24 protein-coding genes and 1 tRNA gene are annotated in these 21934 nt (G+C 65.2%); 11 read left to right on the top strand and 14 right to left on the bottom strand.

Annotation, left to right across the window (positions count from 1 at the left end; translation table 11 throughout):
* The first annotated feature begins 29 nt into the window (after nt 1-29).
* From IDT60_RS14375 to IDT60_RS14365, 3 genes are read left to right on the top strand one after another with little or no spacing between them, the layout of a single operon-like run.
* On the top strand, nt 30-830 hold the full coding sequence (locus IDT60_RS14375) for an ABC transporter permease (RefSeq protein ID WP_223883987.1): 801 nt from the start codon (nt 30-32) through the stop codon (nt 828-830).
* A complete protein-coding gene (locus IDT60_RS14370) occupies nt 827-1600 on the top strand; it encodes an ABC transporter permease (protein WP_191079536.1) in 774 nt (257 codons plus the stop codon). The genes IDT60_RS14375 and IDT60_RS14370 overlap by 4 nt, the downstream gene beginning before the upstream one ends.
* Nucleotides 1590-2468 carry an ABC transporter ATP-binding protein gene (locus IDT60_RS14365; RefSeq protein ID WP_191079535.1) on the top strand — a complete coding sequence of 293 codons (879 nt, stop codon included), beginning with the start codon at nt 1590-1592 and terminating at the stop codon, nt 2466-2468. Before IDT60_RS14370 ends, IDT60_RS14365 begins: the two co-directional genes overlap by 11 nt.
* 86 nt (nt 2469-2554) lie before the next feature.
* Here IDT60_RS14365 and IDT60_RS14360 read toward each other — a convergent pair whose 3' ends face one another.
* Genes IDT60_RS14360 through IDT60_RS14350 form a run of 3 tightly spaced genes read right to left on the bottom strand, consistent with a single transcriptional unit; the run spans nt 2555 to nt 5327 of the window.
* Nucleotides 2555-4039 (bottom strand): catalase, encoded by a 1485-nt coding sequence (locus IDT60_RS14360; protein WP_164205717.1) that lies wholly within the window; start codon nt 4037-4039, stop codon nt 2555-2557.
* Nucleotides 4040-4046: 7 nt separating this feature from the next.
* A complete protein-coding gene (locus IDT60_RS14355; protein WP_191079534.1) occupies nt 4047-4529 on the bottom strand; it encodes a Fur family transcriptional regulator in 483 nt (160 codons plus the stop codon).
* A 30-nt stretch (nt 4530-4559) separates the two neighbouring features.
* Nucleotides 4560-5327: a hypothetical protein gene (locus tag IDT60_RS14350; protein ID WP_191079533.1), complete on the bottom strand. Its 768-nt coding sequence runs from the start codon at nt 5325-5327 to the stop codon at nt 4560-4562.
* Between the two features lie 78 nt (nt 5328-5405).
* On the opposite strand from IDT60_RS14350, the gene IDT60_RS14345 reads away from it, so the two are divergent.
* Complete coding sequence (locus IDT60_RS14345; protein WP_191079532.1) at nt 5406-6677, top strand: MFS transporter; 1272 nt, start codon at nt 5406-5408, stop codon at nt 6675-6677.
* A gap of 48 nt (nt 6678-6725) precedes the next feature.
* Nucleotides 6726-7592: a zinc metalloprotease HtpX gene (htpX, locus tag IDT60_RS14340; protein WP_191079531.1), complete on the top strand. Its 867-nt coding sequence runs from the start codon at nt 6726-6728 to the stop codon at nt 7590-7592.
* Nucleotides 7593-7720: 128 nt separating this feature from the next.
* Here the strand turns inward: htpX and IDT60_RS14335 are convergent, their stop codons facing one another.
* Complete coding sequence (locus IDT60_RS14335) at nt 7721-8212, bottom strand: YajQ family cyclic di-GMP-binding protein (protein ID WP_164205727.1); 492 nt, start codon at nt 8210-8212, stop codon at nt 7721-7723.
* A 199-nt stretch (nt 8213-8411) separates the two neighbouring features.
* On the opposite strand from IDT60_RS14335, the gene IDT60_RS14330 reads away from it, so the two are divergent.
* The 3 genes from IDT60_RS14330 (at nt 8412) to IDT60_RS14320 (ending at nt 9607) form a co-directional block, all read left to right on the top strand.
* Nucleotides 8412-8666, top strand: coding sequence for a hypothetical protein (locus IDT60_RS14330; protein WP_191079530.1), 255 nt, complete (start codon nt 8412-8414; stop codon nt 8664-8666).
* Nucleotides 8667-8844: 178 nt separating this feature from the next.
* Nucleotides 8845-8926, top strand: a tRNA-Tyr gene (locus tag IDT60_RS14325).
* 249 nt (nt 8927-9175) lie between these two features.
* Nucleotides 9176-9607, top strand: coding sequence for a CBS domain-containing protein (locus tag IDT60_RS14320; RefSeq protein WP_164205732.1), 432 nt, complete (start codon nt 9176-9178; stop codon nt 9605-9607).
* Nucleotides 9608-9792: 185 nt separating this feature from the next.
* Here the strand turns inward: IDT60_RS14320 and IDT60_RS14315 are convergent, their stop codons facing one another.
* Entirely contained in the window at nt 9793-10725 is a 933-nt protein-coding gene (locus IDT60_RS14315; RefSeq protein WP_191079529.1) for a LysM domain-containing protein, read from the bottom strand.
* 317 nt (nt 10726-11042) lie between these two features.
* On the bottom strand, nt 11043-11786 hold the full coding sequence (locus IDT60_RS14310) for a potassium channel family protein (RefSeq protein WP_191079528.1): 744 nt from the start codon (nt 11784-11786) through the stop codon (nt 11043-11045).
* A 69-nt stretch (nt 11787-11855) separates the two neighbouring features.
* Between IDT60_RS14310 and IDT60_RS14305 the strand changes: the two genes are divergently transcribed.
* On the top strand, nt 11856-12410 hold the full coding sequence (locus IDT60_RS14305) for a thioesterase family protein (RefSeq protein WP_164205738.1): 555 nt from the start codon (nt 11856-11858) through the stop codon (nt 12408-12410).
* Between the two features lie 40 nt (nt 12411-12450).
* Here the strand turns inward: IDT60_RS14305 and IDT60_RS14300 are convergent, their stop codons facing one another.
* Nucleotides 12451-13251, bottom strand: coding sequence for an ABC transporter permease subunit (locus tag IDT60_RS14300; RefSeq protein WP_191079527.1), 801 nt, complete (start codon nt 13249-13251; stop codon nt 12451-12453).
* A complete protein-coding gene (locus IDT60_RS14295; RefSeq protein ID WP_191079526.1) occupies nt 13248-14183 on the bottom strand; it encodes an ABC transporter ATP-binding protein in 936 nt (311 codons plus the stop codon). Before IDT60_RS14295 ends, IDT60_RS14300 begins: the two co-directional genes overlap by 4 nt.
* A 160-nt stretch (nt 14184-14343) precedes the next feature.
* Here IDT60_RS14295 and IDT60_RS14290 point away from each other — a divergent pair, with 160 nt between their 5' ends.
* The gene (locus tag IDT60_RS14290; protein ID WP_164205745.1) at nt 14344-14778 is read left to right on the top strand and encodes a co-chaperone YbbN; all 435 of its coding nucleotides are present in this window, start codon (nt 14344-14346) and stop codon (nt 14776-14778) included.
* Nucleotides 14779-14862: 84 nt separating this feature from the next.
* Here the strand turns inward: IDT60_RS14290 and IDT60_RS14285 are convergent, their stop codons facing one another.
* Nucleotides 14863-15141, bottom strand: coding sequence for a putative quinol monooxygenase (locus IDT60_RS14285; RefSeq protein ID WP_164205748.1), 279 nt, complete (start codon nt 15139-15141; stop codon nt 14863-14865).
* A gap of 115 nt (nt 15142-15256) precedes the next feature.
* Between IDT60_RS14285 and IDT60_RS14280 the strand changes: the two genes are divergently transcribed.
* The gene (locus IDT60_RS14280; protein WP_191079525.1) at nt 15257-16933 is read left to right on the top strand and encodes an AMP-binding protein; all 1677 of its coding nucleotides are present in this window, start codon (nt 15257-15259) and stop codon (nt 16931-16933) included.
* 36 nt (nt 16934-16969) lie between these two features.
* Here the strand turns inward: IDT60_RS14280 and IDT60_RS14275 are convergent, their stop codons facing one another.
* The 5 genes from IDT60_RS14275 to IDT60_RS14255 all read right to left on the bottom strand — a co-directional run bounded on the left by IDT60_RS14275 (nt 16970) and on the right by IDT60_RS14255 (nt 21850).
* Nucleotides 16970-17404 (bottom strand): hypothetical protein, encoded by a 435-nt coding sequence (locus IDT60_RS14275; protein WP_191079524.1) that lies wholly within the window; start codon nt 17402-17404, stop codon nt 16970-16972.
* Complete coding sequence (locus tag IDT60_RS14270; protein WP_191079523.1) at nt 17404-18897, bottom strand: hypothetical protein; 1494 nt, start codon at nt 18895-18897, stop codon at nt 17404-17406. The genes IDT60_RS14275 and IDT60_RS14270 overlap by 1 nt, the downstream gene beginning before the upstream one ends.
* 86 nt (nt 18898-18983) lie before the next feature.
* Nucleotides 18984-19790 carry an ABC transporter permease gene (locus IDT60_RS14265; RefSeq protein WP_191079522.1) on the bottom strand — a complete coding sequence of 269 codons (807 nt, stop codon included), beginning with the start codon at nt 19788-19790 and terminating at the stop codon, nt 18984-18986.
* Nucleotides 19790-20758 (bottom strand): ATP-binding cassette domain-containing protein, encoded by a 969-nt coding sequence (locus IDT60_RS14260; protein ID WP_191079521.1) that lies wholly within the window; start codon nt 20756-20758, stop codon nt 19790-19792. The genes IDT60_RS14265 and IDT60_RS14260 overlap by 1 nt, the downstream gene beginning before the upstream one ends.
* 96 nt (nt 20759-20854) lie before the next feature.
* Entirely contained in the window at nt 20855-21850 is a 996-nt protein-coding gene (locus tag IDT60_RS14255) for a DNA-3-methyladenine glycosylase (protein ID WP_191079520.1), read from the bottom strand.
* Between the last annotated feature and the right edge of the window lie 84 nt (nt 21851-21934).

Raw genomic sequence — 21934 nt, 5'->3', positions numbered from 1 at the left:
CTCCAACCTCCGGCGGTCCCGACTCCACTGTGGGGCGGGACCGCAGGCCGGTCCGCAGGCTGCCGGCAAAACAGCTGCTGGGCCTGGCCGGGATCGTAGGATTCCTGGGCACGTGGGAACTTATTCCACGGTTGGGCATCATCAATGAACGCTTCCTCCCGCCGGCCAGCGAAGTTATCCTCGCGCTGCTGCGGGATTTCGGCCTGACAGCATTCTGGATCGCGGTCGGCGAAACCATGATGGCCTGGTTCCTGGGACTGGTCATCGCCGTCACCTTGGCCGTGCTGCTGGGATTTGTCATCGGCTCCAGCGACTTCCTGCGGAAGGCCACGAACTCCACGGTGGAATTCCTGCGCCCCATCCCGTCGGTTGCGCTGATCCCGCTGGCGGTGCTGCTCTTCGGGGTAAAGATTGAATCGTCGCTGATGCTGATTACCTATGCCGCGTTCTGGCAGGTCCTGATCCAGGTCCTCTACGGCGTGGCCGACGTCGATATGGTCGCAAACAACACCGCGAAGACCTACGGCCTGGGCAGGATGGCGCGGATCCGCTACGTCGTCTTCCCAACAGCACTGCCCTACCTGATGACGGGCGTCCGGCTTGCCGCCACGGTGGCGCTGGTCTTGGCCATCACGGCCGAACTTGTGATCGGTTCACCTGGCCTTGGCCGTGAAATCGCCCTGGCCCAGTCCGGCGGCGCCATCTCTGGCATGTATGCCCTGGTGTTGGCCACCGGCCTGATAGGAGTGCTGATCAATGTCCTGATGCGCTTCATCGAGAAGAAAACGCTGTCCTGGCATTCCTCCGTCCGTTCCGAGGTGATCGTGTGAATGCGCTCAAGACTCTCGGCTACATCCTGGCCCTGCCGGTGCTGCTGGTCCTGATTTGGTGGGCCTCAACCCTCGGGGCAGTCAACTTCTTTGTCCCCACCCCGGCCGCGCTCGTCGGGACTTTTGGCGAGGTCTGGTTCGGGCCCCGCTTCTTCTCCGACGTCCTGCCCAGCGTCGGCCGGCTCCTGATCGGCGTCGTTGCGGCAATCATCATCGGCGTCGTCGGTGGTGTGCTGATTGGATCCATCAAATGGCTCCGGGCGTTGTTGGAACCCACGCTGGAGTTCTTCCGTGCGATTCCGCCGCCTGTCCTGGTCCCGGTTCTGATCCTGCTGATGGGCATTACGGATTCCATGAAGGTGGCGGTGATCATTTCCGGTTGTGTCTGGCCGGTCCTGCTGAACACCATTGAAGGTGTCCGGGCAGTCGACGGGGTGCTCTCGGATTCCGCGCACACCTACGGCATCGACGGCTGGGCCCGGGTCCGGTACCTGGTGCTGCCTTCGGCAAGTCCGCAGATCATGGCCGGAGTGCGCCAGTCCCTGTCCCTCGGGCTGATCCTGATGGTGATCTCCGAAATGTTCGCCTCGTCATCGGGGCTTGGCTTTACCATCGTCCAGTTCCAGCGGTCCTTCGCCATCCCGGAAATGTGGTCCGGCATTGTGGTGCTCGGCCTCCTGGGCGTGGCCATGTCGTTCATCTTCCAGTGGGCCGAGCGGAACATCCTGCGCTGGTACCACGGCCAGAAAGAGGTAGAAAATGCAGCCTGACGCAACCCCGGCTTCGTCCGGAAAGACGCTGCCGGAGGCGATGCTCTCCGTCCGCGGACTGAAGAAGGTGTACCAGACCGACGGCGGCGACATCGAGGCGGTGCGCAACCTGACCTTCGACCTTCGCGCCGGAGAACTGGCCTGCCTCGTGGGCCCGTCCGGTTCCGGCAAGACCACCCTCCTGAAATGCATCTCCGGGCTGATGGCCCCCACCGAAGGGGAGGTCATGCTGGACGGGAAGCGCGTGTCCGGGCCGCCGAAGAAGATGGCCGTGGTCTTCCAGGAATACGGCCGGTCCCTGTTCCCCTGGATGCGCGTCCGCGAGAACGTGGAACTGCCGCTGAAAAACCAGGGTGTGCCCAAGGGGGAACGGGACAGGCTTGTGGACGAGGCACTCGAGGCCGTGGGCCTGTCCCACGTCCCCCGGTCCTACCCCTGGCAGCTCTCCGGCGGCATGCAGCAGCGCGTGGCGATCGCCCGCGCCATCGCGTACCAGCCTGAGGTGCTCCTGATGGACGAGCCCTTTGCCGCCGTGGACGCCCAGACCCGTGCCGACCTGGAGGACCTGATCCGCGCCATCTGGAAGAAGTTCGGGGTGACGGTGCTGTTCGTGACCCACGATATCGACGAGTCCGTCTACCTCGGCGAACGCGTCATCATCCTGTCGTCCTCGCCCACCGTGATCCAGGAGGACATCGTGATCGACCTCCCGGTGGACCGCGACCAGCTGGAGACCCGGTCCCTGCCCCGCTTCACCGAGCTCCGCCACCACGTCTACGAACAGATCCAGCTGGCCAAGAAGGGCCACCGCCCCGCGGCGGCAGTCACAACACCAGCCACCCGCCCGGGCCATACGGACGCCGCCTAGCCCTCACTGCACCAATCAAAACACCCCGCCACGGAGGAGTCCGCGGCGGGGTGTTTTGCGTGCTCGCTCAGGGCCGCAAGGGGGAATTAGCCCACCTTGTTGGCAGCCTCAGCGTCAGAAGCGGTGACACCGGCGCCCAGGTTGGCGCGCAGCTTGGCGCCGAGGTCGGCGTCAACGTTGGTCCAGTACTGGATGGCGCGTTCCTTGATTTCAGGGGTCTTCACGCCGCCCACGGCACCGGTGATGGTATCGAGCAGGCGGGCCTTGGCGCCGTCGTCGAACACTTCACGGTACAGTGTGCCGGCCTGGACGAAGTCGCCGTCCTCGGAACGGAGGGAGTGCGCGGAGAGCGTCAGCTCGCCGTCGTTCTCCCAGCCGCCGGCCGGGGATGCCGGCTCAACAGCCGCGGGGCCGCCCACGGAGTTCGGTGCGTACACCGGAACGGAGGGAGCGTTGAAGTGGAAACGCCCGGCGCCGTCCTGGCTGTAGTTGTTGACCTGGCTCTTGGGCTGGTTCACCGGGATCTGGGCGTGGTTGGTGCCCACACGGTAGCGGTGTGCGTCGGCGTAGGAGAAGATGCGGGCCTGCAGCATCTTGTCCGGCGAAGCGGCGATGCCCGGCACGAAGTTCGACGGCGCGAAGGTGGCCTGCTCGATCTGCGCGAAGTAGTTCTCCGGGTTCTTGTTCAGCTCCATGGTGCCCACGTGGATCAGCGGGTAGTCAGCGTGCGGCCACACCTTGGTGAGGTCGAACGGGTTGAAGCGGTAGGTCTTGGCATCCTCGTAGGGCATGACCTGGACGTGCAGTTCCCAGGACGGGAAGTTGCCCTCGGCGATGTTTTCCTGCAGGTCGCGGATGTAGAAGTCAGCGTCCGAGCCGGCCAGTTCCTCGGCCTGATCGCCGGTCATGGCCTTGACGCCCTGGTTGGACTTGAAGTGGTACTTGACCCAGAAGCGCTCGCCCTCGGCGTTGATCCACTGGTAGGTGTGCGAGCCGTAGCCCTGCATCTCCCGCCAGGAAGCCGGCAGGCCGCGGTCACCCATCAGCCAGGTGACCTGGTGTGCGGATTCGGGGGACAGGGTCCAGAAATCCCACTGCATGTCGGCATCGCGCAGGTGGGTACCCGGCAGGCGCTTCTGGGAGTGGATGAAGTCCGGGAACTTGATGCCGTCGCGGATGAAGAAGACGGGGGTGTTGTTGCCCACGAGGTCGTAGTTGCCCTCGGAGGTGTAGAACTTGACTGCGAAGCCGCGGGGATCGCGCCACGTGTCAGGGGAGCCGCTCTCGCCGGCGACGGAGGAGAAACGGATCAGCATGTCCGTGTCAACGCCCGGCTGCAGGAAGGCTGCCTTGGTGTACTTGGAAACGTCCGAGGTGGTCTTGAACGTACCGAAAGCGCCGCCGCCCTTGGCGTGCACTACGCGCTCCGGCACGCGCTCGCGGTTGAACTGCGCGAGCTTCTCGATCAGGTAGTGGTCAGTCAGGATGATGGCACCGTCGGCACCAACTGACTGGGAGTGCGCGTCGGACGTGACGGGGGCACCTGACTGGGTGGTTGAAATGGCAGTCATTGTTCTCCTATTTCTCTATTACTTGGTTACGTTCGGAAGGAAGTTTTTGGGACTGCTGGCAGTCCTGGCAGATGCCCTGGTACATGACGTCCGCGATCTGGATGGTCATAGGCTTCGCATTCTCATCCCAGTGCGGGGTGAGGCAGGGGGCGTGCCCGACGGCGCATTCAACGTCTTCCACGCGGCCGCAGCTGATGCAGATGGCGTGGTGGTGGTTGTCACCGACGCGCGTCTCGTACAGGGCGGGGGAGTGCGGGGGCTCGAAGCGGCGCAGCATGTGCAGGTCCGTCAGGTCCCCCAGGACCACGTAGACCGACTGTGCGGTGAGCTCCGGGAGCTCGGCGCGGGCCGCAGTCAGGATGCTTTCCGCCGGTGAATGCGGGTGGTGTTCGACGGCGGCCAGCACGGCGAGCCGCTGCTTAGTCACGCGGCGGCCGTGGGCGCGCAGGGCGGCAGCCCATGCTTCGTGGCCGTCAGAGTGTTCCGTCATGCCTCTATTCAAGCACTTATTATGAGTTCATCACAATAAGGCTTGGCTAACTTTGGGTAACGCGAGGAATTCCTGCAGTGGATTGACGGATTCGCCCGCCGACCGGCCCAAGGCGTGGACCTCCAGCCGTCCCGGGCCCGGATCCGGCACCACGCAACTGATGCCGGTCACCCCGCGGCGTTCCGTGAGTCCCTGCAGCGAGGCGGCCAGTGCCAGCAGGTGTCCGGGCGTGAGCCCGGCGTCCTCCGCCGCCGGGGAAAGGGGCGCAGGGGACAGGACCGTATGGTGGGGTCCGGCCATCACCGGGGGTGGAACCGCGACAATCCCGGGCAACGGGCCCTCCGCTGGCGGGGAGGACTCTCCTGATCGCTCCTCAGCCGAGCGCCGCAGGGCGGCGCGGAGGCCGCCGTCGTACATTTCGAGCTTGTCCTCAGCGGTGGGCACGCGTCGCTGGGTGGGAAGCAGCAGCTGTTCGCCAGGGGTGACCGGCTCGCCGTCCCAACGCCCGAACAGATGGAAAGTGGGTGTGGAAGATTCCACTTCAGGCTCGCCGATGGCTGCTCCGATGGGGTGCCACTGGTGCGCAAACACCACCGTGCAGCGCGTGGCACCCAGTAGACCGGCGAGGGCCTGACGTGCGGCTTCATGGCAGAGCAGCCAGTCTGCGGCGGAACGCAGGTCAAAGGCGATGGCAGGGTTGGTGAGCCGGATGAGCACATGGCCGGGGGTCAGTGCGGTCCGCGGCCGGACAACCTCCCAGATCTCCGATGCGTAAAGAAGCCGCCTGGACATACTCATGAGCCACTCCCTTCCCCGCCTGAGGATACCAAGCGTGGGGGACATTCCGGACGGGCCTGTCCACATTAGGGTTGCGGGGTGGGGAAATTACTCGCTGACATCACGCCGCTGCGGGAGAGCCCTGCCTTCCGCCGGCTCTGGCTGGGGTCCGCTGTGGCCGCCGTCGGCAGCCAGTTGACGCTGGTGGCCGTCAGCCTGGAGGTTTACCGGCTGACGCAGGACAGCTTCTACGTGGGCCTGCTGGGCGTCTTCGCGCTGGTGCCGCTGGTGTTCGGCGGCCTGCTCGGCGGGTCCATCGCCGATGCCCACAACCGCCGGACGGTGGCGCTCACGGCCACCTCCGTCCTGTGGCTCACGACAGGCATGATCGCGCTCCAATCCTGGCTGCAGCTGGGAAACGTCTGGGTCCTGTACCTTCTGGTGGCACTGCAGAGCGGCGCCCAGTCCATTAACCAGCCTGCCCGAAGTGCCATCATCCCAACCCTGATCCGGAAGGAAATGCTTCCTGCAGCTAACGCGCTCAGCATGATGTCGTTCGGACTGGCCATGACGGTGGGCCCGTTGCTGGCAGGGGTTCTGGTGGCCTGGGTGGGCTTCGGCTGGACCTACACCATTGATTTCATCTGCTTCGCTTTTGTGCTGTGGGCCATTTTCCGGCTGCCGTCGGTCCCGCCCTCGGGGAAAGCCGGCCGGGCGGGCCTACGGTCTGTCATCGAAGGGTTCCGGTTCCTGGGCACCCGGCCCAACCTGCGGATGACTTTCATTATCGACCTCATTGCGATGATCCTCGCCCAGCCGCGGGCACTGATGCCGGCCATCGGTGCGCTGATGATCGGCGGCGGTGAAGCTACGGTGGGCATCCTGCTGGCGTCCACCGCCGTGGGCGCCTTCCTCGCCGGCCTGTTCTCCGGACCGCTGGGCCGGGTCCGGTGGCAGGGGAGCGCGGTGGTGTGGTCGGTGATGGGGTGGGGCGCGTCCATTGCGGGGTTCGGTCTGGTGGTGCTCCTTGCAGGCCGGACGGACGACGGCGGAGCCACCCTTTGGTTGCTGCCGGCAGCTTTGTGCTGTGCCTTGGCCGGCATCGCGGACTCCATCAGCGCCGTCTTCCGCCACACCATCCTGCAGGCCGCCACCCCTGACCACCTGCGCGGACGGCTGCAGGGCGTCTTCATTGTGGTGGTGGCCGGCGGACCCCGGGTGGGGGACCTGCTGGCGGGCGGCGGGACTAAGATTTTGAGTGAGGGCTGGGTCCTGCTCCTGGGCGGGGCGTTGTGCGTGCTGGTGGCCTGGTTGGCCGCGCAGCTGCAGCCGGGCTTCCGGAAGTACGATGCCCATAACCCGGTGCCGTAGGCCTTGCCCGTTGGGACGGCCCCGCCGGGGTGACATGGAGGAGCGGACATGCACAGGCATTACAACGGACTGAAAACTGCGGCGCTGTTCGGTGTGCTGTGGGCCGTGCTGCTGGGGCTGGGCGGCCTGATCGGGCTCAACACCCGCAGCTCGGCTCCTATCTGGATCATGGCGCTGGTGGGCGTGGCCACCACGGCGTACGGCTACTGGAACAGCGACAAGATCGCCATCCGCTCCATGGCTGCCTACCCTGTCACGGAAGCGCAGGCGCCGCAGCTCTACCAGATTGTCCGGGAGCTCTCGGTCCGGGCCAACCAGCCGATGCCGCGGATCTACCTCTTGCCAACCATGAATCCGAACGCGTTCGCAACAGGTCGGAACCCCAAAAATGCGGCAGTCTGCTGCACCGAAGGGATCCTCCAACTGCTCGATGCCCGGGAGCTCCGCGGCGTCCTGGGTCACGAGCTGATGCACGTCTACAACCGGGACATCCTGACATCCTCGGTGGCAGCCGCTGTGGCCGGGGTGATTACCTCGGTGGGCCAGATGCTGCTGTTCTTTGGTGGCGACAGGCGCAATTCGAACCCGCTGGCCATGATTGCCATGGCGCTGCTGGCGCCCTTTGCCGCCTCGCTGATCCAGCTCGCCATCTCAAGGACCAGGGAGTACGACGCCGACGAGGATGGGTCGCAGCTCACGGGCGATCCGCTGGCGCTCGCCTCAGCCCTGAACAAGATCGAGCAAGGGGTGCGGATTGCGCCGCTGCCGCAGGACCAGAAGCTGGTCAATACCTCGCACCTGATGATCGCCAACCCCTTCCGCGGCGGCGCCATGACCAAACTGTTTGCCACCCATCCGCCCATGCGGGAACGCATTGCCCGGCTGGAGCGGATGGCGGGCCGGCCGCTGCGGTGACATTCCCCGGTAACCCGGTGCCGCCGTCGTCCGCGTTGAGGACACCGGTCCGGGCTCAGGACGCACAAACGGGCCGGGGACACCTAAGTTCAGGTGTCCCCGGCCCGTTTCCGTGTCCTGGCTGTGTGCTAGCTGCGGAAGTTGACGAACTGCAGGTCGGCCTCGTCAAAGTCCTTCAGCAGTGCCATCACGGACTGCAGGTCATCGCGGGACTTGGACGAGACACGGAGTTCGTCGCCCTGGATCTGTGACTTGACGCCCTTCGGCCCTTCGTCGCGGATCAGCTTGTTGATCTTCTTGGCCAGATCCTGCTCGATGCCTTCCTTGATGGTGGCTTCCAGGCGGAACTCCTTGCCGGAGGCGAACGGCTCGCCGGTGTCCAGGGACTTCAGCGAGATGCCCCGGCGGATCAGCTTGGACTGGAGCACGTCCAGCACAGCCAGGACGCGTTCCTCGGAGTTGGCCTTCATCAGGATCTTCTCGCCGCTGAAATCGACCTCGGCGCCTACACCCTTGAAGTCGTAGCGCTGGACAAGTTCCTTCTGCGCCTGGTGCAGCGCGTTGGCTACTTCCTGCTTGTCCACTTTGCTTACGACATCGAACGTTGACTCGCCTGCCATGACTCTCCTTTGTGCTGATGGATGCCCTGAAATGCCTCTGCAGGGCGTGGATCTCTGCATTCCAGCCTAATACGGATCGGCTGTGAGGGTACCGCGGCGCCGGCGCGCGATTCACAGTTCCCTCCTAGCGGACGCACTGCGGGAACGAAGCCGGACGGGGAAGAGTTGAACCAGTTGGAAGAAGTACGAAAGGGAAGCAATGCAGAACAACGCCGTCCGTTACGTCACCCGAACCACCGCCGCTGCCGCCGGGGCAGTTGCCACCGCTGCCACCTCAGTCGCCGCTGCAGCCCTGGCAGGCTCCATCATCTTCAGCCCCGTACCGGACGCGTCTGCCCGGATGAATGGCATCAGCGAGGACCTGAAGCGGGCGGTCGAGCTGAACCAGATCACCGAGGAGCAGGCCCTGAAGTTCGAGGCACGGTTGGCGGGCCGTATTCTCGGCGACGTCTGATTCCTTTGTTTTCCCCGGATTTGCAGGGGTTTTGAGCCCATTTTCGATGGCGAGGAGGCTCGATTCGATTCTTCGGCAGAAGTTCTGTAAAGTTGTCTTGCCCGCGGTTACTGGAAGCGGAACGGCCCGGAAACGGACGTTCCACAGACTGCATCAGCGGGTACTTCTTTTGAAGTTCGGCAGATTACCCGAGCGGCCAAAGGGGGCTGACTGTAAATCAGCTGGCAACGCCTACGGGGGTTCGAATCCCTCATCTGCCACCCTTGGAAAAGCCTCCGGAACCACCAGGTTCCGGAGGCTTTTTTGTGCCTTGGATCAGGGGCCGGCTGGAATGCGCGGGGTCAGTGCGAACAAGCCTGGGATTTGTGCCGTGACAGGCCTGCCGGAGGAGGGGGAAATCAGGGGAGGAACCGTCGTCGACAGGTGCTCCGGGCCGGGCGTAGTCTGGCAGCATCGGCGCATGTACCCCGATGCCTTGCGTCGATACACCAATCGATGAAGGAGAACCGATGAGTGCAGTACGTGAATTTATGACGACGGACGCGCGGTGTATCAAGGAAGACCAGACGCTCGAAGACGCCGCACGCATGATGCAGGACCTGGATTGCGGATCATTGCCGATCTGCGGCGATGACGGCAAATTGAAGGGCATGATCACCGACCGCGACATTGTGCTCAAGTGCGTCGCCGCCGGACACAACCCCCGCGAGATGATGGCCCGCGAGCTCGCCTCCGGCAAACCCCACTGGGTCGACGCGGATGCAAGTGTTGATGACGCCATCGAAATTATGGAACGGCACCAGGTCCGGCGCCTCCCGGTCATTGCCGACCACAAACTGGTTGGCATCCTCAGTCAGGGTGACATCGCACGCAACTACACCGAGGAGCGTGTAGGTGAACTGGTGGAGCACATTTCCGAGCGCCACCACATGTCGGCCTAGCTAACACTAAAAGGCTCTGTGCGCGGCTCCCTGCCTTAATGGCCGCGAACCGGGCACAGGCCGAGGAACGGGGCCTGGGAGCAGTTCAGCTCCCAGGCCCCCGTCGTTCCGCTTCGACCCCGTTCCACTTCGCCCCCGTTCCAGGGCGGGCGTCGTTCCAGCGCCGGCGTCGTGGCGCGGGATGCTCAGTTCAGGGCGATCAGCAACATCTGGCTGGTCCCGGGGATGCAGGTCTGCAGGATCGCCCGTGGGAAACCGCCAAAGACCCGGATGACGTCGTTCGTGGTGCCGGGATTGGGTACCTGGCCCCTCGCCGTTGCCGTGTACGTGCCATAGCCGGGGATACTGACAGTTTCACCCACGGCGATGCCGGAGAACCGCGCCCAGCCGCCACAGAAGTCGTGTTCGGTGATGAACAGCGAATAGCCGTCATTGGGCGTGTAATGGATCGGGCCGATGCAGGCGTCCACCATGGACTGGCCGCCGGCGCCCGCAACGTAGATCGTCCGGACAGGCGGCGCGGCCGGCACCACGGGAGCCGGCGCAGGGGCAGGAGCGGCGGCCGCCACTGGCGCGGCCGCAGGCACCGGCACCGGCGCCGGGGCTGCGACGGCCGGACCCGTCAGCTTGAGGACCTGGCCGGGAACGATGGTGCTGTAACCGCCAAGGCCGTTGGCGGCAAGCATCGCGTTCATATCCACGCCATGCCTGGCCGCGATCGACCCTACAGTGTCACCGGACACAACGGTGTAGAGATTGGTGTCGGCCGCCGGTGGCGCTTCAGGAGCCGGCGGTGCCTCAGCCGGCGGGGCCGCTGGAGGTGGAACTGCGGCGGCATCGGCAGCGCCTGCCTGGACCGCGCCCAGGTAAGGGTCATCCAACAGTGCCGGGGCGAGCGGCCGGGCCACGCGCACAATTGCCGGGTCCGCCGTCGTAATGGCACCCGCCGGGGCAGGTGCTCCGGGGGTTGTAGCTATGGGTCCTGCCAATGATGCAACGGTGACGGAGGCGACCACGACGGCGCTCGCCATGCCTGCCCACAGCTTGTTGTTGACTGGTTTACGGCCTGGGGTGAGTCGGTGCGGGGATTCGGATGTGTTGAGAGGCGACTGTTCCATGGCTGGGGCCCATCGTGGGTCGGCCCGGCAAGAGGGTTGTTGCGGCGGTGCCACTGTCTCCGGATGCTGGACGGATCAAAGATTGACGCGAGCGCGGTGGCTGGTTGAAGCCAGCACTGCGCTCGCACGATGGGCCCGTATACCCAGAAAATACGGATTTCCCTTATGGAGCGGCATCATCGACCCAGCTTTGGAAGATGCGCCTGCACTTGTACACCCCCAGGGAATCCAAGTATGAGTCTTCCAATGCTCCGAATGCACGAATAAGGGATACCCAACTATTCGTTCTGGCTACCTAATCTGGCGGCGGCCTGTTGTCAGGAGGAACGGGGATCCTTGAGCTCGGCCAGCTCGGCCAGCTCGCGCCGCAGTGCTGCGATCTCCGACACCAGGTCAGCCAGCTCGGCCCGGACCGGTTCCTCGGCGGACTCCGCGGCAGCCTCGGTGGATTCTTCTACGCGCTGGACCAGCCAGGAGGCGATGGACGCTGTGACCACGCCCAGCACGGCTATGCCGCTCATCATGAGGGCCGCTGCCACCATGCGGCCAATGGGCGTCACGGGGTACATGTCGCCGTAACCCACGGTCGTGATGGTGGTGACGGCCCACCACACAGCGTCACCGAACGTCAGGATCTTGGCGTCGGGCGCTGACTGTTCAACGTCCAGCACCGCCAGCGCCCCGACAAAAACCAGGAGTGCAGCTGAGCCGGCCACATACGTGACCACGCGGCCGCGGAGGGTCTCCCCGACAGTGCGGTGCAGCACGGAGAGCAGGGTCACCAGCCGCAGGAGCCTGAGCGGGCGGAAGAACGGGAGCGCCACGATGAGGAGCTCGTGCAGGTTCCAAAGAAACCAGCGGCGGCGGTCTTCCGCGAGCCACAGATTGGCCGCGTAATCCAGCGCGAAGATCCCCCAGGTCAGCCACATCACCGTCTCAAGCCATCCCGCGCCGCTGCTCTCAACGCGGCCCACCACCTGCCACGCGTAGGCCGCCAGGAACACCAGTGCCGTCCCCATCAGCGGCCACTCGGCAAGATCCCGGTAGCGTTGTTGCGTCATTTTCCACATCCTACGCGGCTTCCAAATACTCGGGCTTGCCACAAAGTTACCGACGGGTAACATGATGGGATGCACCTGCTTCTGCGCACACTCCTGATGCTGTTCACATCCACCCGCCGTTCCCCGCTGACCATCTGGGACACCTCGTCCCTGCCGCTGCGGGTCCTGCCCACGGACATCGACATCGCCATGCACGTCAACAACGGCATGTACTTCTCCCTGATGGACCTGGGCCGGTTCGACCTTATGGTCCGCAGCGGCGTCTGGAAAAGAATGCGCCGGCGGGGCTGGAGTCCGGTGGCGGCGGGGGAGACAATCGCCTTCCGGAAGTCGCTGCAGCTGTGGCAGCAGTACACCATCGAAACGAAGATCATTGGCCTGGACGCAAAGGCCATCTACTTTGAGCAGCGCATGGTGTCCGACGGCGAGATCTACGCCCGTGCCTACATCGCCACCCGCCTGGTCAACAAGGGCAAGCCTGTCAGCCAGGAGGAGATCCTGCGGGAGTTCGGCAACCCGCCTGCCGATCTGGTGCTCCCGGAGTGGATCCACGAATGGCGGGAGACCAACGCCCTGCCGGGCAGCCGGACCCCCGCGCCGCACCTGTGGGACGCCACGGTCTGACGTCCCAGCGCGCGCGATCCCCGCGACCGGCCTGCACAACTCAGGCGCCGACGTCGCGCCTGTCTACAGCGAAGGCCGCCACAGCCACCAAGGCCGCCGAGATGCCCCAGATCCACCCCGCCGCAGCCCAGTCGGCACCGTTGGCCACCGGCGAGTTCCCGTACGCCCAGTGGTACGGGCTCAGGTTCAGCAGCCACTCGACATCCGGGCTCTGCCTGCCGACGGCGTTGAAGACATACCCCAGAACGCCCACGCCCGCACCCGCCGCAAGACCGTAGGTCCGCCGGCCGGACACGGCACCGCCGCACAGTGCTGCGGTTCCGGTCAGCAGCGCCAGCCCGGCGAAGAGCACCGCTGCGCCGAAGAGGTTCTCCGGCACGATATCCAGCAGGGCAGAATCGTTCAGCGCCCGGACCAGTACAAAGACCAGCGCAGCGAGCAGGACCACTCTCAATACCAGGGACAGTGCGCGTTCCAGTACCACCTGCACGCGGGTCACGCCGTGGGCGAGGGTGAGCTCAAGCTGGCCGGACTCCTCGTCGCCGCCCACCGCCGCAGCACCCCATCCCACCGAGGCGATGGTCATCAGGACGAACCCGAGCAGGCCAAAGAGCGTCGCCTGGGTATAGCCCGGGCCGGTGGCGATCTGGTCGTAGTTCAGTGCCTTGGTCATCTCGGCCGGGAGGGCGTTCATCAGGTCCTCCATCTGCGCGCTCCCGCCGATGGACGGGTACAGCGGCAGGTACAGGAACACGGCAGCAGCCATCCCGGCCGCCCAGGCGAGCGTGGAGCGCCAGCTGTCGAAGAACGCACGGCGAAACAGCGGCAGGGCGGTGCTCACCGGGCCTCCTTGGAACGCGAATCTCCGGGCATCGAATACATCTGCAGCACCGATTCCTCAAGGTCGGGCTCCTCCAGGACCAGATCCTTCAACTGCAGCGTCGCCAAGGCCTTGACCAGCGGCTGGATGGCACCCTCCAGCGTGGCGGACAGGGTGAGGGTGCCGTTGGACTCCAGTACCTCCACGTGCCCGACGCCGGGTACCCCACGCAGCAGCGCACCGGCGTCGTGCGCTGTGATGCCGTTCGCCGTCAACCGCAGGTGCCGGACCGCGCCTTCCCGGAGCCCGCTGACGGACTCCACCGCGATGATCCGGCCGTCGCGGAGGATGGCCACGGTGTCCGCCGTCTGCTGGACTTCGCTGAGCACATGGGAACTGAGGAAAATGGTCTGCCCCTGGTGCTGTGCTTCGCGCACCATGGCATGGAATTCCTGCTGGACCAGCGGATCCAGCCCGCTGGTGGGCTCATCGAGGACCAGAAGCTCGGGATGGTGCATAAAGGCCTGGACCAGGCCGAGTTTCTGCTTGTTGCCCTTGGACAGCTTGCGGGTGTGCCTGTCGAGGTCCAGTCCCAGCCGTTCGGCCAGCGCGTCGATCCGGCCCGGAGGCACCGGGCCGGAGATGGCCTCATAGTGGGAGAGCAGTTTCCGGCCGGTCACGCGGCCCTCAAGGAACAGTTCGCCGGGCAGATAGCCGATCCTGCGTCGAAGCTTCGGGCCTCCCAGCCGCGGGTCCTTGCCCAGGACGCGGACCTCACCGGACGTGGGGCGGATGATGTCCAGCAGGCAGCGCATGGTGGTGGTCTTGCCGGCGCCGTTCGGGCCGATCACGCCGAACACGGAGCCACTCTCGACAACGAAATCAACCCCGTGGAGCACCTCGCGGTGACCGAATTTCTTGGTAAGGGACCTGGTGGAAATAGCCTGGGCCATAGTCCCTCCTGTGTGCGGCAGTCAGCGGCTGATGCCCCTACGTTAGGCCCCGTGCCGCCCGCTGTACACGGCACCGCAGCGGTTATTCCCGATGACGCGGGCAGCGAACAGGGCCTTCGCGGCCGGGACATCCGCCCGGGCCTCGCGTACCGTTGACATCATGGCAACCGTAGACATCACAGGTGAACAGTTCGCATCGACCATCGAAGGCAACGACATTGTCCTGGTGGACTTCTGGGCTGAATGGTGCGGCCCCTGCAAGCAGTTCGGGCCCACGTACAGCGCCGTGTCGGAGAAGCACTCCGACGTCCTGTTCACGAAGGTGGACACCGAGGCCGAACAGCAGCTCGCCGCCGAGGCCGGCATCACGTCCATCCCCACGCTGATGGCCTTCCGCGAAAAAGTCCTGGTCTTCTCCCAGCCCGGTGCCCTGAACGCCCAGCAGCTGGAGCAGGTTGTGGACGCCGTCAAGGCCCTGGACATGGACGAGGTCCACGCCCACGTGGCGCGCTCGCAGGCGGAAGCCGCAGCAGGATCCCCGGCCGGTGCAAAGACTTCCGGACCCCAGGACGGCACGCAGATCCCCGGAGCATAGCCCCTTAAACATCGATTGCTCCGTAGGTGCCTTTTTGATCGTTCAAAACGGCAGTTACGGAGCAATCGATGGTTAAGACGAGGGTTAGATGCGCTCGACCTTCACGGGCTCGGCCAGCAGCGCGCTCAGCGATTCGTTGAGGTCCTGCACAGCGATGCCTTTGGAGTGCTTCTCGAGGTCTTCCTCGGACGCCCACTGCTCGGTGAGGACCAGCTTCTCCTCGGTGGCTTCGGTCAGCTCGTAGCGGATGCAGCCGGGCTCGTTCACCACCTCGTCGATGGCGATTTCCAGGGCGAGCTTCACGCGGAAGAACTCGCCGTCGTTGGGGATGAACGTTGCCTGCAGGTCGATGGGTGCACTCATGGATTTCACAATACCGGGCCGCACGCCGCTGGCCCGTCCGGTTTACGCGCGGACACCCTCCTGTTGCGCTGCTCTTGTGCTTTCATTGCCGGGGGCCAGTTGGTAGCGTGCCACCATGCGCGCTTACACAGCCGGGGACACTGACGTTCCGCTACTCGAAGAGACCATCGGCGAGAATTTTGAGCGGGTGGCAGCAGAGTTTCCCTTCCACGACGCGCTGATCGAGGCGGCGGCAGTGCCGGGCGGGGACGCCCGCCGCTGGAGCTACACCAAGATGAACGACGACGTCGATCGCCTGGCGCGTGCGCTCCTCGCCTCCGGTGTTGCCAAGGGGGACCGTGTGGGCATCTGGAGCCCGAACTGCGCCGAATGGACCCTCCTGCAGTACGCCACTGCCAAGGCCGGGGCCATCCTTGTGAACGTGAACCCCGCCTACCGCAGCCACGAATTGGAATCCGTGGTGAGGCAGAACAGGATGCGGGTGCTGGTGGCCGCACCGTCAGACCGGAACAGCGATTATGTGGGCATGGCCCGGCAGGCGCTGGCCGGCTGCCCGGACCTTCAGGAGCTGGTCTTCCTGCCGGACCACTTGGTGGAAGGGCTCGACGCCGGCGACCCCCAAAGCGATCAAGAGCTGACGTACGCCGAGCTGCTCAAGCGGGCTGACGCCGTCGGGCATTCCGGCCTGAAGGCGCGGATGGCGGAACTGGACCCGCACGATCCCATCAATCTGCAGTACACGTCCGGGACCACCGGGTTCCCCAAGGGCGCAACGCTGACGCACCACAACATCCTGAACAACGGCTACTCCATCGGCGAACTGCTGGGCTATACCGAGCACGACCGGGTGGTGATTCCGGTGCCGTTCTACCATTGCTTCGGGATGGTGATCGGGAACCTGGCTGCCCTCAGCCATGGCGCCGCCACCATCATTCCCGGCCGCGGCTTCACCCCGGCGGCTGCGCTGGAGGCCGTCCAGGACTTCGGCGGGACATCCCTGTACGGTGTGCCCACCATGTTCATCGCCGAGCTGGCTCTGCCGGACTTCCCGTCCTACGACCTTTCCACGCTCCGCACCGGGGTCATGGCCGGATCCGTGTGCCCCGTCGAGGTCATGAACCGGGTCATTGCGGAGATGCACATGGTGGATGTGGCCATCTGCTACGGCATGACCGAGACCTCGCCGGTGTCCACCATGACCCGGAACGGTGACACCATGCGGCAGCGCACCGAGACCGTGGGGCGCACCATGCCGAACCTGGAAAGCAAGATTGTGGATCCCGGCTCGGGCGAAGTCCTGGAGCGCGGAGAGATCGGCGAGCTCTGCACCCGCGGCTACGCCGTGATGAAGGGCTACTGGGACCAGCCGGACAAAACCGCGGAAGCCATCGACGCCGACGGGTGGATGCACACCGGCGACCTCGCCCGGATGGACCAGGACGGCTACGTGGTCATCGAAGGCCGGATCAAGGACATGGTGATCCGGGGCGGCGAAAACATCTACCCCCGCGAGATCGAGGAATTCCTCTTCACCCATCCCGCCATCCAGGACGTGCAGGTGATTGGCGTCCCGGATGACACGTACGGCGAAGAACTTATGGCCTGCATCATCCTCAAACCCGGGGCGGAACCACTGGACACGGGTGCCGTCGCCGACTTCTGCCGCGGGAAACTGGCGCACTACAAAATCCCGCGCTATGTGGACGTCCGCGAAAGCTTCCCGATGACTGTCTCCGGGAAGATCCGCAAGGTGGAGATGCGCGAGGAAGCCGTGGCCCGCCTCGGGCTTTGACCCGCCGTTTCCTGTTCGAACCAGGGCCGCTACAACTTACTTCGGCTGCGACACGAGATCGAAAAGAACTTCCTTGTCGCAGATCGAGGTCACTTTGATGGTGTAGCCGTTGTGTGTGGCCTCGGAGCCCACTTCCATGCCGTCGTAGAACACGGGCGCCGGGTCAGGGGCGTCGGCGGCGATGGAAATGTTTGCCGTCGGGGGCATCGCGTCCACCTTGGTTCCGGCCAGCCCAATGCGCGGCGTAAACTCCCTGCCCTGCCCCGAGTGCGGGAGCGGTGGTGTGGATCCATTTATCGACGGGACAATCCGGTACGCACCGGATCCGGTGCAGCTGCTGGTGGTCACGGTGGACTCCTGTGAGGTGGGAGGGGTGGTCGGTTCTGCCTGGGGGCCGGCGCTACATGAGCTGATGGTGAGCAGCGCGAGCGTCACGGCCGCCGGCATGGCTGCCTGTCGGAGCAGACGCATCAGCCTGCCACCGATGCGTTCTGGTACTGCTGTTCAAACTGCTCTTTGGTGATGGACAGGATGGGGTAGTGCTGACTCCAAGGGTTTTGCAGAAGGAGGTTTCCCTGCTCGTCCTGACCTGTCACAAAGTAGGCATGACCGGTGAAGTATCCCATCGGTGCGCCGTCGGGCAGATCACCAAGAGTGGTTACCAGGGCAGGACGTCCTTCCTCGGCTGCTTTCCAGAGGCTTTCAGCATCTTCCGTCTGTTCGACGTCCGGCCCCGCCAGGTACTTGAAGGCGTCGGGTCCCCAGTTTCCTTCGATGGCCTTGTAGTTGCCGGGTCCATGGGCAATGTCGGGCGGAGCACCTGGAGGTGTGCCGTCCCGGGCGTCATCTTCCGTGTACACCTGCGCGAGGGCCTTTTCAATGTAGGCAGGCCAATTCCCATTGTCACCGGGCAGGGCGCCCTTTTGGTCTCCGGCCTCGTTGGCCGGTAGATCGGTGGTCACGGTCACCCACTGTTCCTGGCCTTGGGAATCGAACAGCTTGACGGAGACAGTGCCGTTTCCGTTGTCGGTCACGTGGTTGCGGGCCCACTCTGAGTCCGCGTTAATCATGGCGCCGGCAGCGGACAGAACCACGCAGTCGCCGTATCCCGTCTGGCGGATGTCGTCCTTGCCGGGGTGCAGGCCGATCACGGGCGCAGTAGGTTCCAGCCAGTCATTCGTTGTGCTTCCTTTGGCACCTCCCGGCCGGGCAGCGTCACCCATGGATTCGCCGTTTGGCTGCGCCCACGGGATCAGGCCCGTCAGGCGGTCCACCTGTTCGGCGGAGGCCTTGGACAGCAGCTGGTCCAGCAGTTGGTGTCTCTCGAAGGGCGTGGTGCCCTCCCGGTTGAACAGACCTTTGCCGTCCGAGGCGGACCCCTCGGCCAACTTTCTTAACTCGTTGTCCGACAGCGTCTTGAGGAATTGGTCCAGCTGGGCAGGTTTCAGGGCAGCAAGGGCATCGCGGAGTTCATTGACGTCCCTGTCGTTCCCCTCGAAGAAGTCGTTGTTATCTCCGGCGTCCCGGACAAGGTCCTGCAGCTTCTTCAGTTCTTCACCGCTGAGGTCCGCGTGTCCTTTGTCCGGGTGGCGGGGAACCGAATGATCCGGTCGGTCGAATAGCCCGTCGAAGGTTCCGGCGTTCCGGCCGGCGCTCCCGGCTGTGCCGTGCACAGCGCCGCCTTGGCTGCTGCCGGCGCCGCTGGCCTTATCCTGCTCGTCTGTGTGTAGGGCCACGGCCTTGCCGGCGGCGGCAAGGGCCTCCACGACTTTCGCCAACAGGGCGCTGTGTGTCCCTTCCCAGTCGCGGCGGAAGCGGTCGGCGTCGGAACCTTTCCACGGTGTGGAGCCGCGCACTTGCCGGGATAGGGCACTCTGAGTTGACATCAGCCTCGCGGACGAGGTGCTGAGTTGTTTGCCGAGTGCCCGGAGCTGGACCACGTCGGCGCCATAGATGCCTGCCACTATTCCCCCAAATGCCGTTGCTGCGTCTCAGGAAGCCTATGACACGACGCCGGGGAAAGGGATGGGCAGAACTGCCCCGGCCGTCGTCAGCTGATGTTCCGGTTGATGGCCCGCACGCCAACTACAGGTCCGACGGCGGCCGTCGCCGCTGCGGCGAGCAGGCCCAGGAGGGTGTCCGTCCCGACACTCCCGGCGAACAGTTCCCGCTCGGCGTTGACCAGGTAGGTCAGGGGATTGAACAGGCTGGCCGTCTTCATCCAGTCCGGTCCGGCCTCGATGGGCAGCATGATGCCGGACAGGATCATCAACGGGAAGAGCAGCGTCTGCTGGACGCCCCAGAAGATCCACTCCTTGTTCTGCGAGACCAGCGCCAAAGCGTAGGACAGCGCGCCGAGTCCGATGCCGAAGATCCCCAGGATCACCAGGCCGAACAGCACGTGCAGGGGATGGAAGACGAACCCGAACGGGATGCAGACCAGGGCAATGAGCAGGCCCTGCACCACCAGCGGAGCCCACTCCTTCAGGGCCCGGCCGATCATCAGCGAGGAGCGGGACAACGGCGTGGCAAGAATCCGCTCGTAGGAACCCGTCATGAGCTCGTACTGCAAATTGGAACCGGTCATGGACGTGCCGAACAGGGCGATCATCACCACCACGCCGGGCAGGAACCACTGGAGGGTGGACTGCCCGCCGAACGCCGGTGCGCCCACAGCCGCGCCTAAAAGCGGCCCGAACAGCCCCAGGAACACAAGCGGCTGGAGCAGCGAAAAGACCAGCGAGAACGGGTCGCGGAGCGGCAGCAGCATCTCCCGCCAGAACACGTATTTGGTATCCCGGAGAACCTGGCCGAGGCTCGGTTTTTCCACGCTCTCAAAACTGCTCTGGACAGCCATCAGCGGTTCGCTCCTTCCCTCAGGTTGCGGCCGGTGAGCTCCAGGAACACGTCATCCAGCGTGGGCGGCTTCAGTTCCAGTGACTGTGCGGGAGCGCCGGCGTCGTGCATTTCCTTCAGCAGCGCCGGCGCCAGCCGGGCGCCCTCGGTGAGCCGGAGGCGGAAGCGGACCACGCCGTCGTACACGTTTTCGTTGATCTCCCCGCCCGCGGCGGCCCGCCCCAGCAGCCCGCGCACGCTCCCGGCCGAGTCCGCCGCCACCTCGACGGCGAGCAGGTCGCCGGCCAGGTTGGCCTTTAGCCTGGCTGCGGTGTCGTCGGCGATGATCTGGCCGTGGTCGATCACGATGACGCGTTCGGACATCAGGTCCGCTTCGTCCATGTAGTGCGTGGTCAACACGATGGTGGTGCCGTGCTCGGATCGCATCCGCATGATGTGCTCCCAGAGGTTGGCCCGGTTCTGCGGGTCCATGCCGGTGGACGGCTCGTCGAGGAAGAGGAGCCGCGGCGAGTGCATCAGGCCCAGGGCAACGTCCATCCGCCGGCGCTGCCCGCCGGACAGCTTGACCACGGTGCGCTTGGCGAGGTCGGCCAGGTCCAGGGACGTCAGCAGTTCCTGGGCCCGGGCGGTGGCATCGGTGGTGTTCATGCCGTAGAAGCGGCCCTGCATCACCAGTTCATCAATGACCCGGAAGCTGTGTCCGCCGCCGTTGCCCTGGCCGATGTAACCGATCCGGGCGCGCACCCCGGCAGGGTCGGCAGCGACGTCAACGCCTGCCACGGTGGCCGAGCCGGAGGTGGGTCTGAGCAGTGTGGTCAGCATTCTGAGGGTGGTGGATTTCCCTGCACCGTTCGGGCCGAGGAAGGCCACAAGCTCGCCGGGGGCAACATCGATGTCGACGCCCTTGACGGCCTCCACCGTTTCCTTCTTGACCACGAAGGTCTTGGTCAGTTTGTCAGTGTGGATCATGCGTGACTCCAGAGGATGCGGAATTCCGGGGCTCTGGTGCAGCCTCCATGGCGCCACGCTATACCGTCCTGCCGGGGCGAGTCCATGACAAATTCGTCAGTGCCGGCGGTGGTCCTGGATGGTCATCCGCGGCCCGAAGGTGGGTTTGCGGAAGCCGCTGAGTCCGATCATCCGCACCACGCGCTGACGGTGGCCTCTCCACGGCTCCAGCAGCGCCAGCATCCCGGCGTCGTCCGTCCGGCGACCGGTCAGGGCAGCGCCCACATAGGCGGCGAGGTGGTAGTCGCCCACGGCGATGGAGTCCGGGCAGCCGTGGGTCCGTTGCACCACCTCGGCCGCGGTCCAGATCCCGATGCCGGGAATGACCTGCAGCTTTGCCGCCGCCTCCAGGGCAGGGAGGGCGGACAGCCGTTCAAGCGCGACGGCGGACCGCAGCGCCCGCATGACGGTCGCCGAGCGCTGCGGGCCCACTCCGGCCTGGTGCCACTCCCACGAGGGGATCCGCAGCCATTGCTCCGGCGTGGGCTGGACGCGGAGACCCTCGGGAGCGGCCGTGCCCGCTGCCGGCGCGGGAGAGCCAAAGCGGTACATCAGGTAGCGGTAGCCGCGGCGCGCTTCGATGACGGTGACCTTTTGCTCGAGGATGGTGGGCACGAGGCAGTCAACCATGCGTCCGGTGGAGGGCAGGCGGACAGCCAGGTTCCGGCGTCGGGCCTCACGGACCATACGGGGGAGGCTGGCATGGAAGGCCGGTTCATCAAAGGCTGTCCAGTCGTCTCCGGCACCCAGCAGCCGCGGCACGCCCGCGAGCCCGGCAACAGAACCGGGGCCCCACGCCTGGGCATCCACGGCACCATCGACGACGCCGCCCGCTCCCGAACCCGCCGCAGCGGTGAGGTGCAGCGTGACAGGGCCATCCGGCGTTGTAAACGCCATCCACAGCCCGTCCGGCCGGAAGGAAAACGACGGATCGCCGGTGCCCCGCAGGAGGGTGCCGAGCGTCTGCTGCAGGCTGTAGGGGCCGTCCGGATGCCAGCGGAGCGACGCGTCCGCGGCGGCGGCCAGCCGGGCGGGTGCGTCAGCAATGGTCATGCATTCATCGTCCCACGGCGGGCTGACAATGAAGCTTACGGAGCCACTTACACACCGCCGGAGCCGGGACTAGACTCCACCATG

Origin of the sequence: Pseudarthrobacter sp. BIM B-2242 (assembly GCF_014764445.1) — a bacterium.
Taxonomy (GTDB): domain Bacteria; phylum Actinomycetota; class Actinomycetes; order Actinomycetales; family Micrococcaceae; genus Arthrobacter; species Arthrobacter luteus_A.
The sequence above is the reverse complement of the archived record's forward strand: the minus strand, read 5'-3'. Positions and strand labels throughout refer to the sequence as shown.

Coding starts and splice junctions, on each gene's coding strand:
- IDT60_RS14365 (WP_191079535.1), top strand. CDS start 1,590: ATGCAGCCTGACGCAACCCCGGCTTCGTCCGGAAAGACGCTGCCGGAG.
- IDT60_RS14360 (WP_164205717.1), bottom strand. CDS start 4,039: ATGACTGCCATTTCAACCACCCAGTCAGGTGCCCCCGTCACGTCCGAC.
- IDT60_RS14355 (WP_191079534.1), bottom strand. CDS start 4,529: ATGACGGAACACTCTGACGGCCACGAAGCATGGGCTGCCGCCCTGCGC.
- IDT60_RS14350 (WP_191079533.1), bottom strand. CDS start 5,327: ATGAGTATGTCCAGGCGGCTTCTTTACGCATCGGAGATCTGGGAGGTT.
- htpX (WP_191079531.1), top strand. CDS start 6,726: ATGCACAGGCATTACAACGGACTGAAAACTGCGGCGCTGTTCGGTGTG.
- IDT60_RS14335 (WP_164205727.1), bottom strand. CDS start 8,212: ATGGCAGGCGAGTCAACGTTCGATGTCGTAAGCAAAGTGGACAAGCAG.
- IDT60_RS14330 (WP_191079530.1), top strand. CDS start 8,412: ATGCAGAACAACGCCGTCCGTTACGTCACCCGAACCACCGCCGCTGCC.
- IDT60_RS14320 (WP_164205732.1), top strand. CDS start 9,176: ATGAGTGCAGTACGTGAATTTATGACGACGGACGCGCGGTGTATCAAG.
- IDT60_RS14315 (WP_191079529.1), bottom strand. CDS start 10,725: ATGGAACAGTCGCCTCTCAACACATCCGAATCCCCGCACCGACTCACC.
- IDT60_RS14310 (WP_191079528.1), bottom strand. CDS start 11,786: ATGACGCAACAACGCTACCGGGATCTTGCCGAGTGGCCGCTGATGGGG.
- IDT60_RS14305 (WP_164205738.1), top strand. CDS start 11,856: ATGCACCTGCTTCTGCGCACACTCCTGATGCTGTTCACATCCACCCGC.
- IDT60_RS14295 (WP_191079526.1), bottom strand. CDS start 14,183: ATGGCCCAGGCTATTTCCACCAGGTCCCTTACCAAGAAATTCGGTCAC.
- IDT60_RS14290 (WP_164205745.1), top strand. CDS start 14,344: ATGGCAACCGTAGACATCACAGGTGAACAGTTCGCATCGACCATCGAA.
- IDT60_RS14285 (WP_164205748.1), bottom strand. CDS start 15,141: ATGAGTGCACCCATCGACCTGCAGGCAACGTTCATCCCCAACGACGGC.
- IDT60_RS14280 (WP_191079525.1), top strand. CDS start 15,257: ATGCGCGCTTACACAGCCGGGGACACTGACGTTCCGCTACTCGAAGAG.
- IDT60_RS14275 (WP_191079524.1), bottom strand. CDS start 17,404: ATGCGTCTGCTCCGACAGGCAGCCATGCCGGCGGCCGTGACGCTCGCG.
- IDT60_RS14265 (WP_191079522.1), bottom strand. CDS start 19,790: ATGGCTGTCCAGAGCAGTTTTGAGAGCGTGGAAAAACCGAGCCTCGGC.
- IDT60_RS14260 (WP_191079521.1), bottom strand. CDS start 20,758: ATGATCCACACTGACAAACTGACCAAGACCTTCGTGGTCAAGAAGGAA.
- IDT60_RS14255 (WP_191079520.1), bottom strand. CDS start 21,850: ATGACCATTGCTGACGCACCCGCCCGGCTGGCCGCCGCCGCGGACGCG.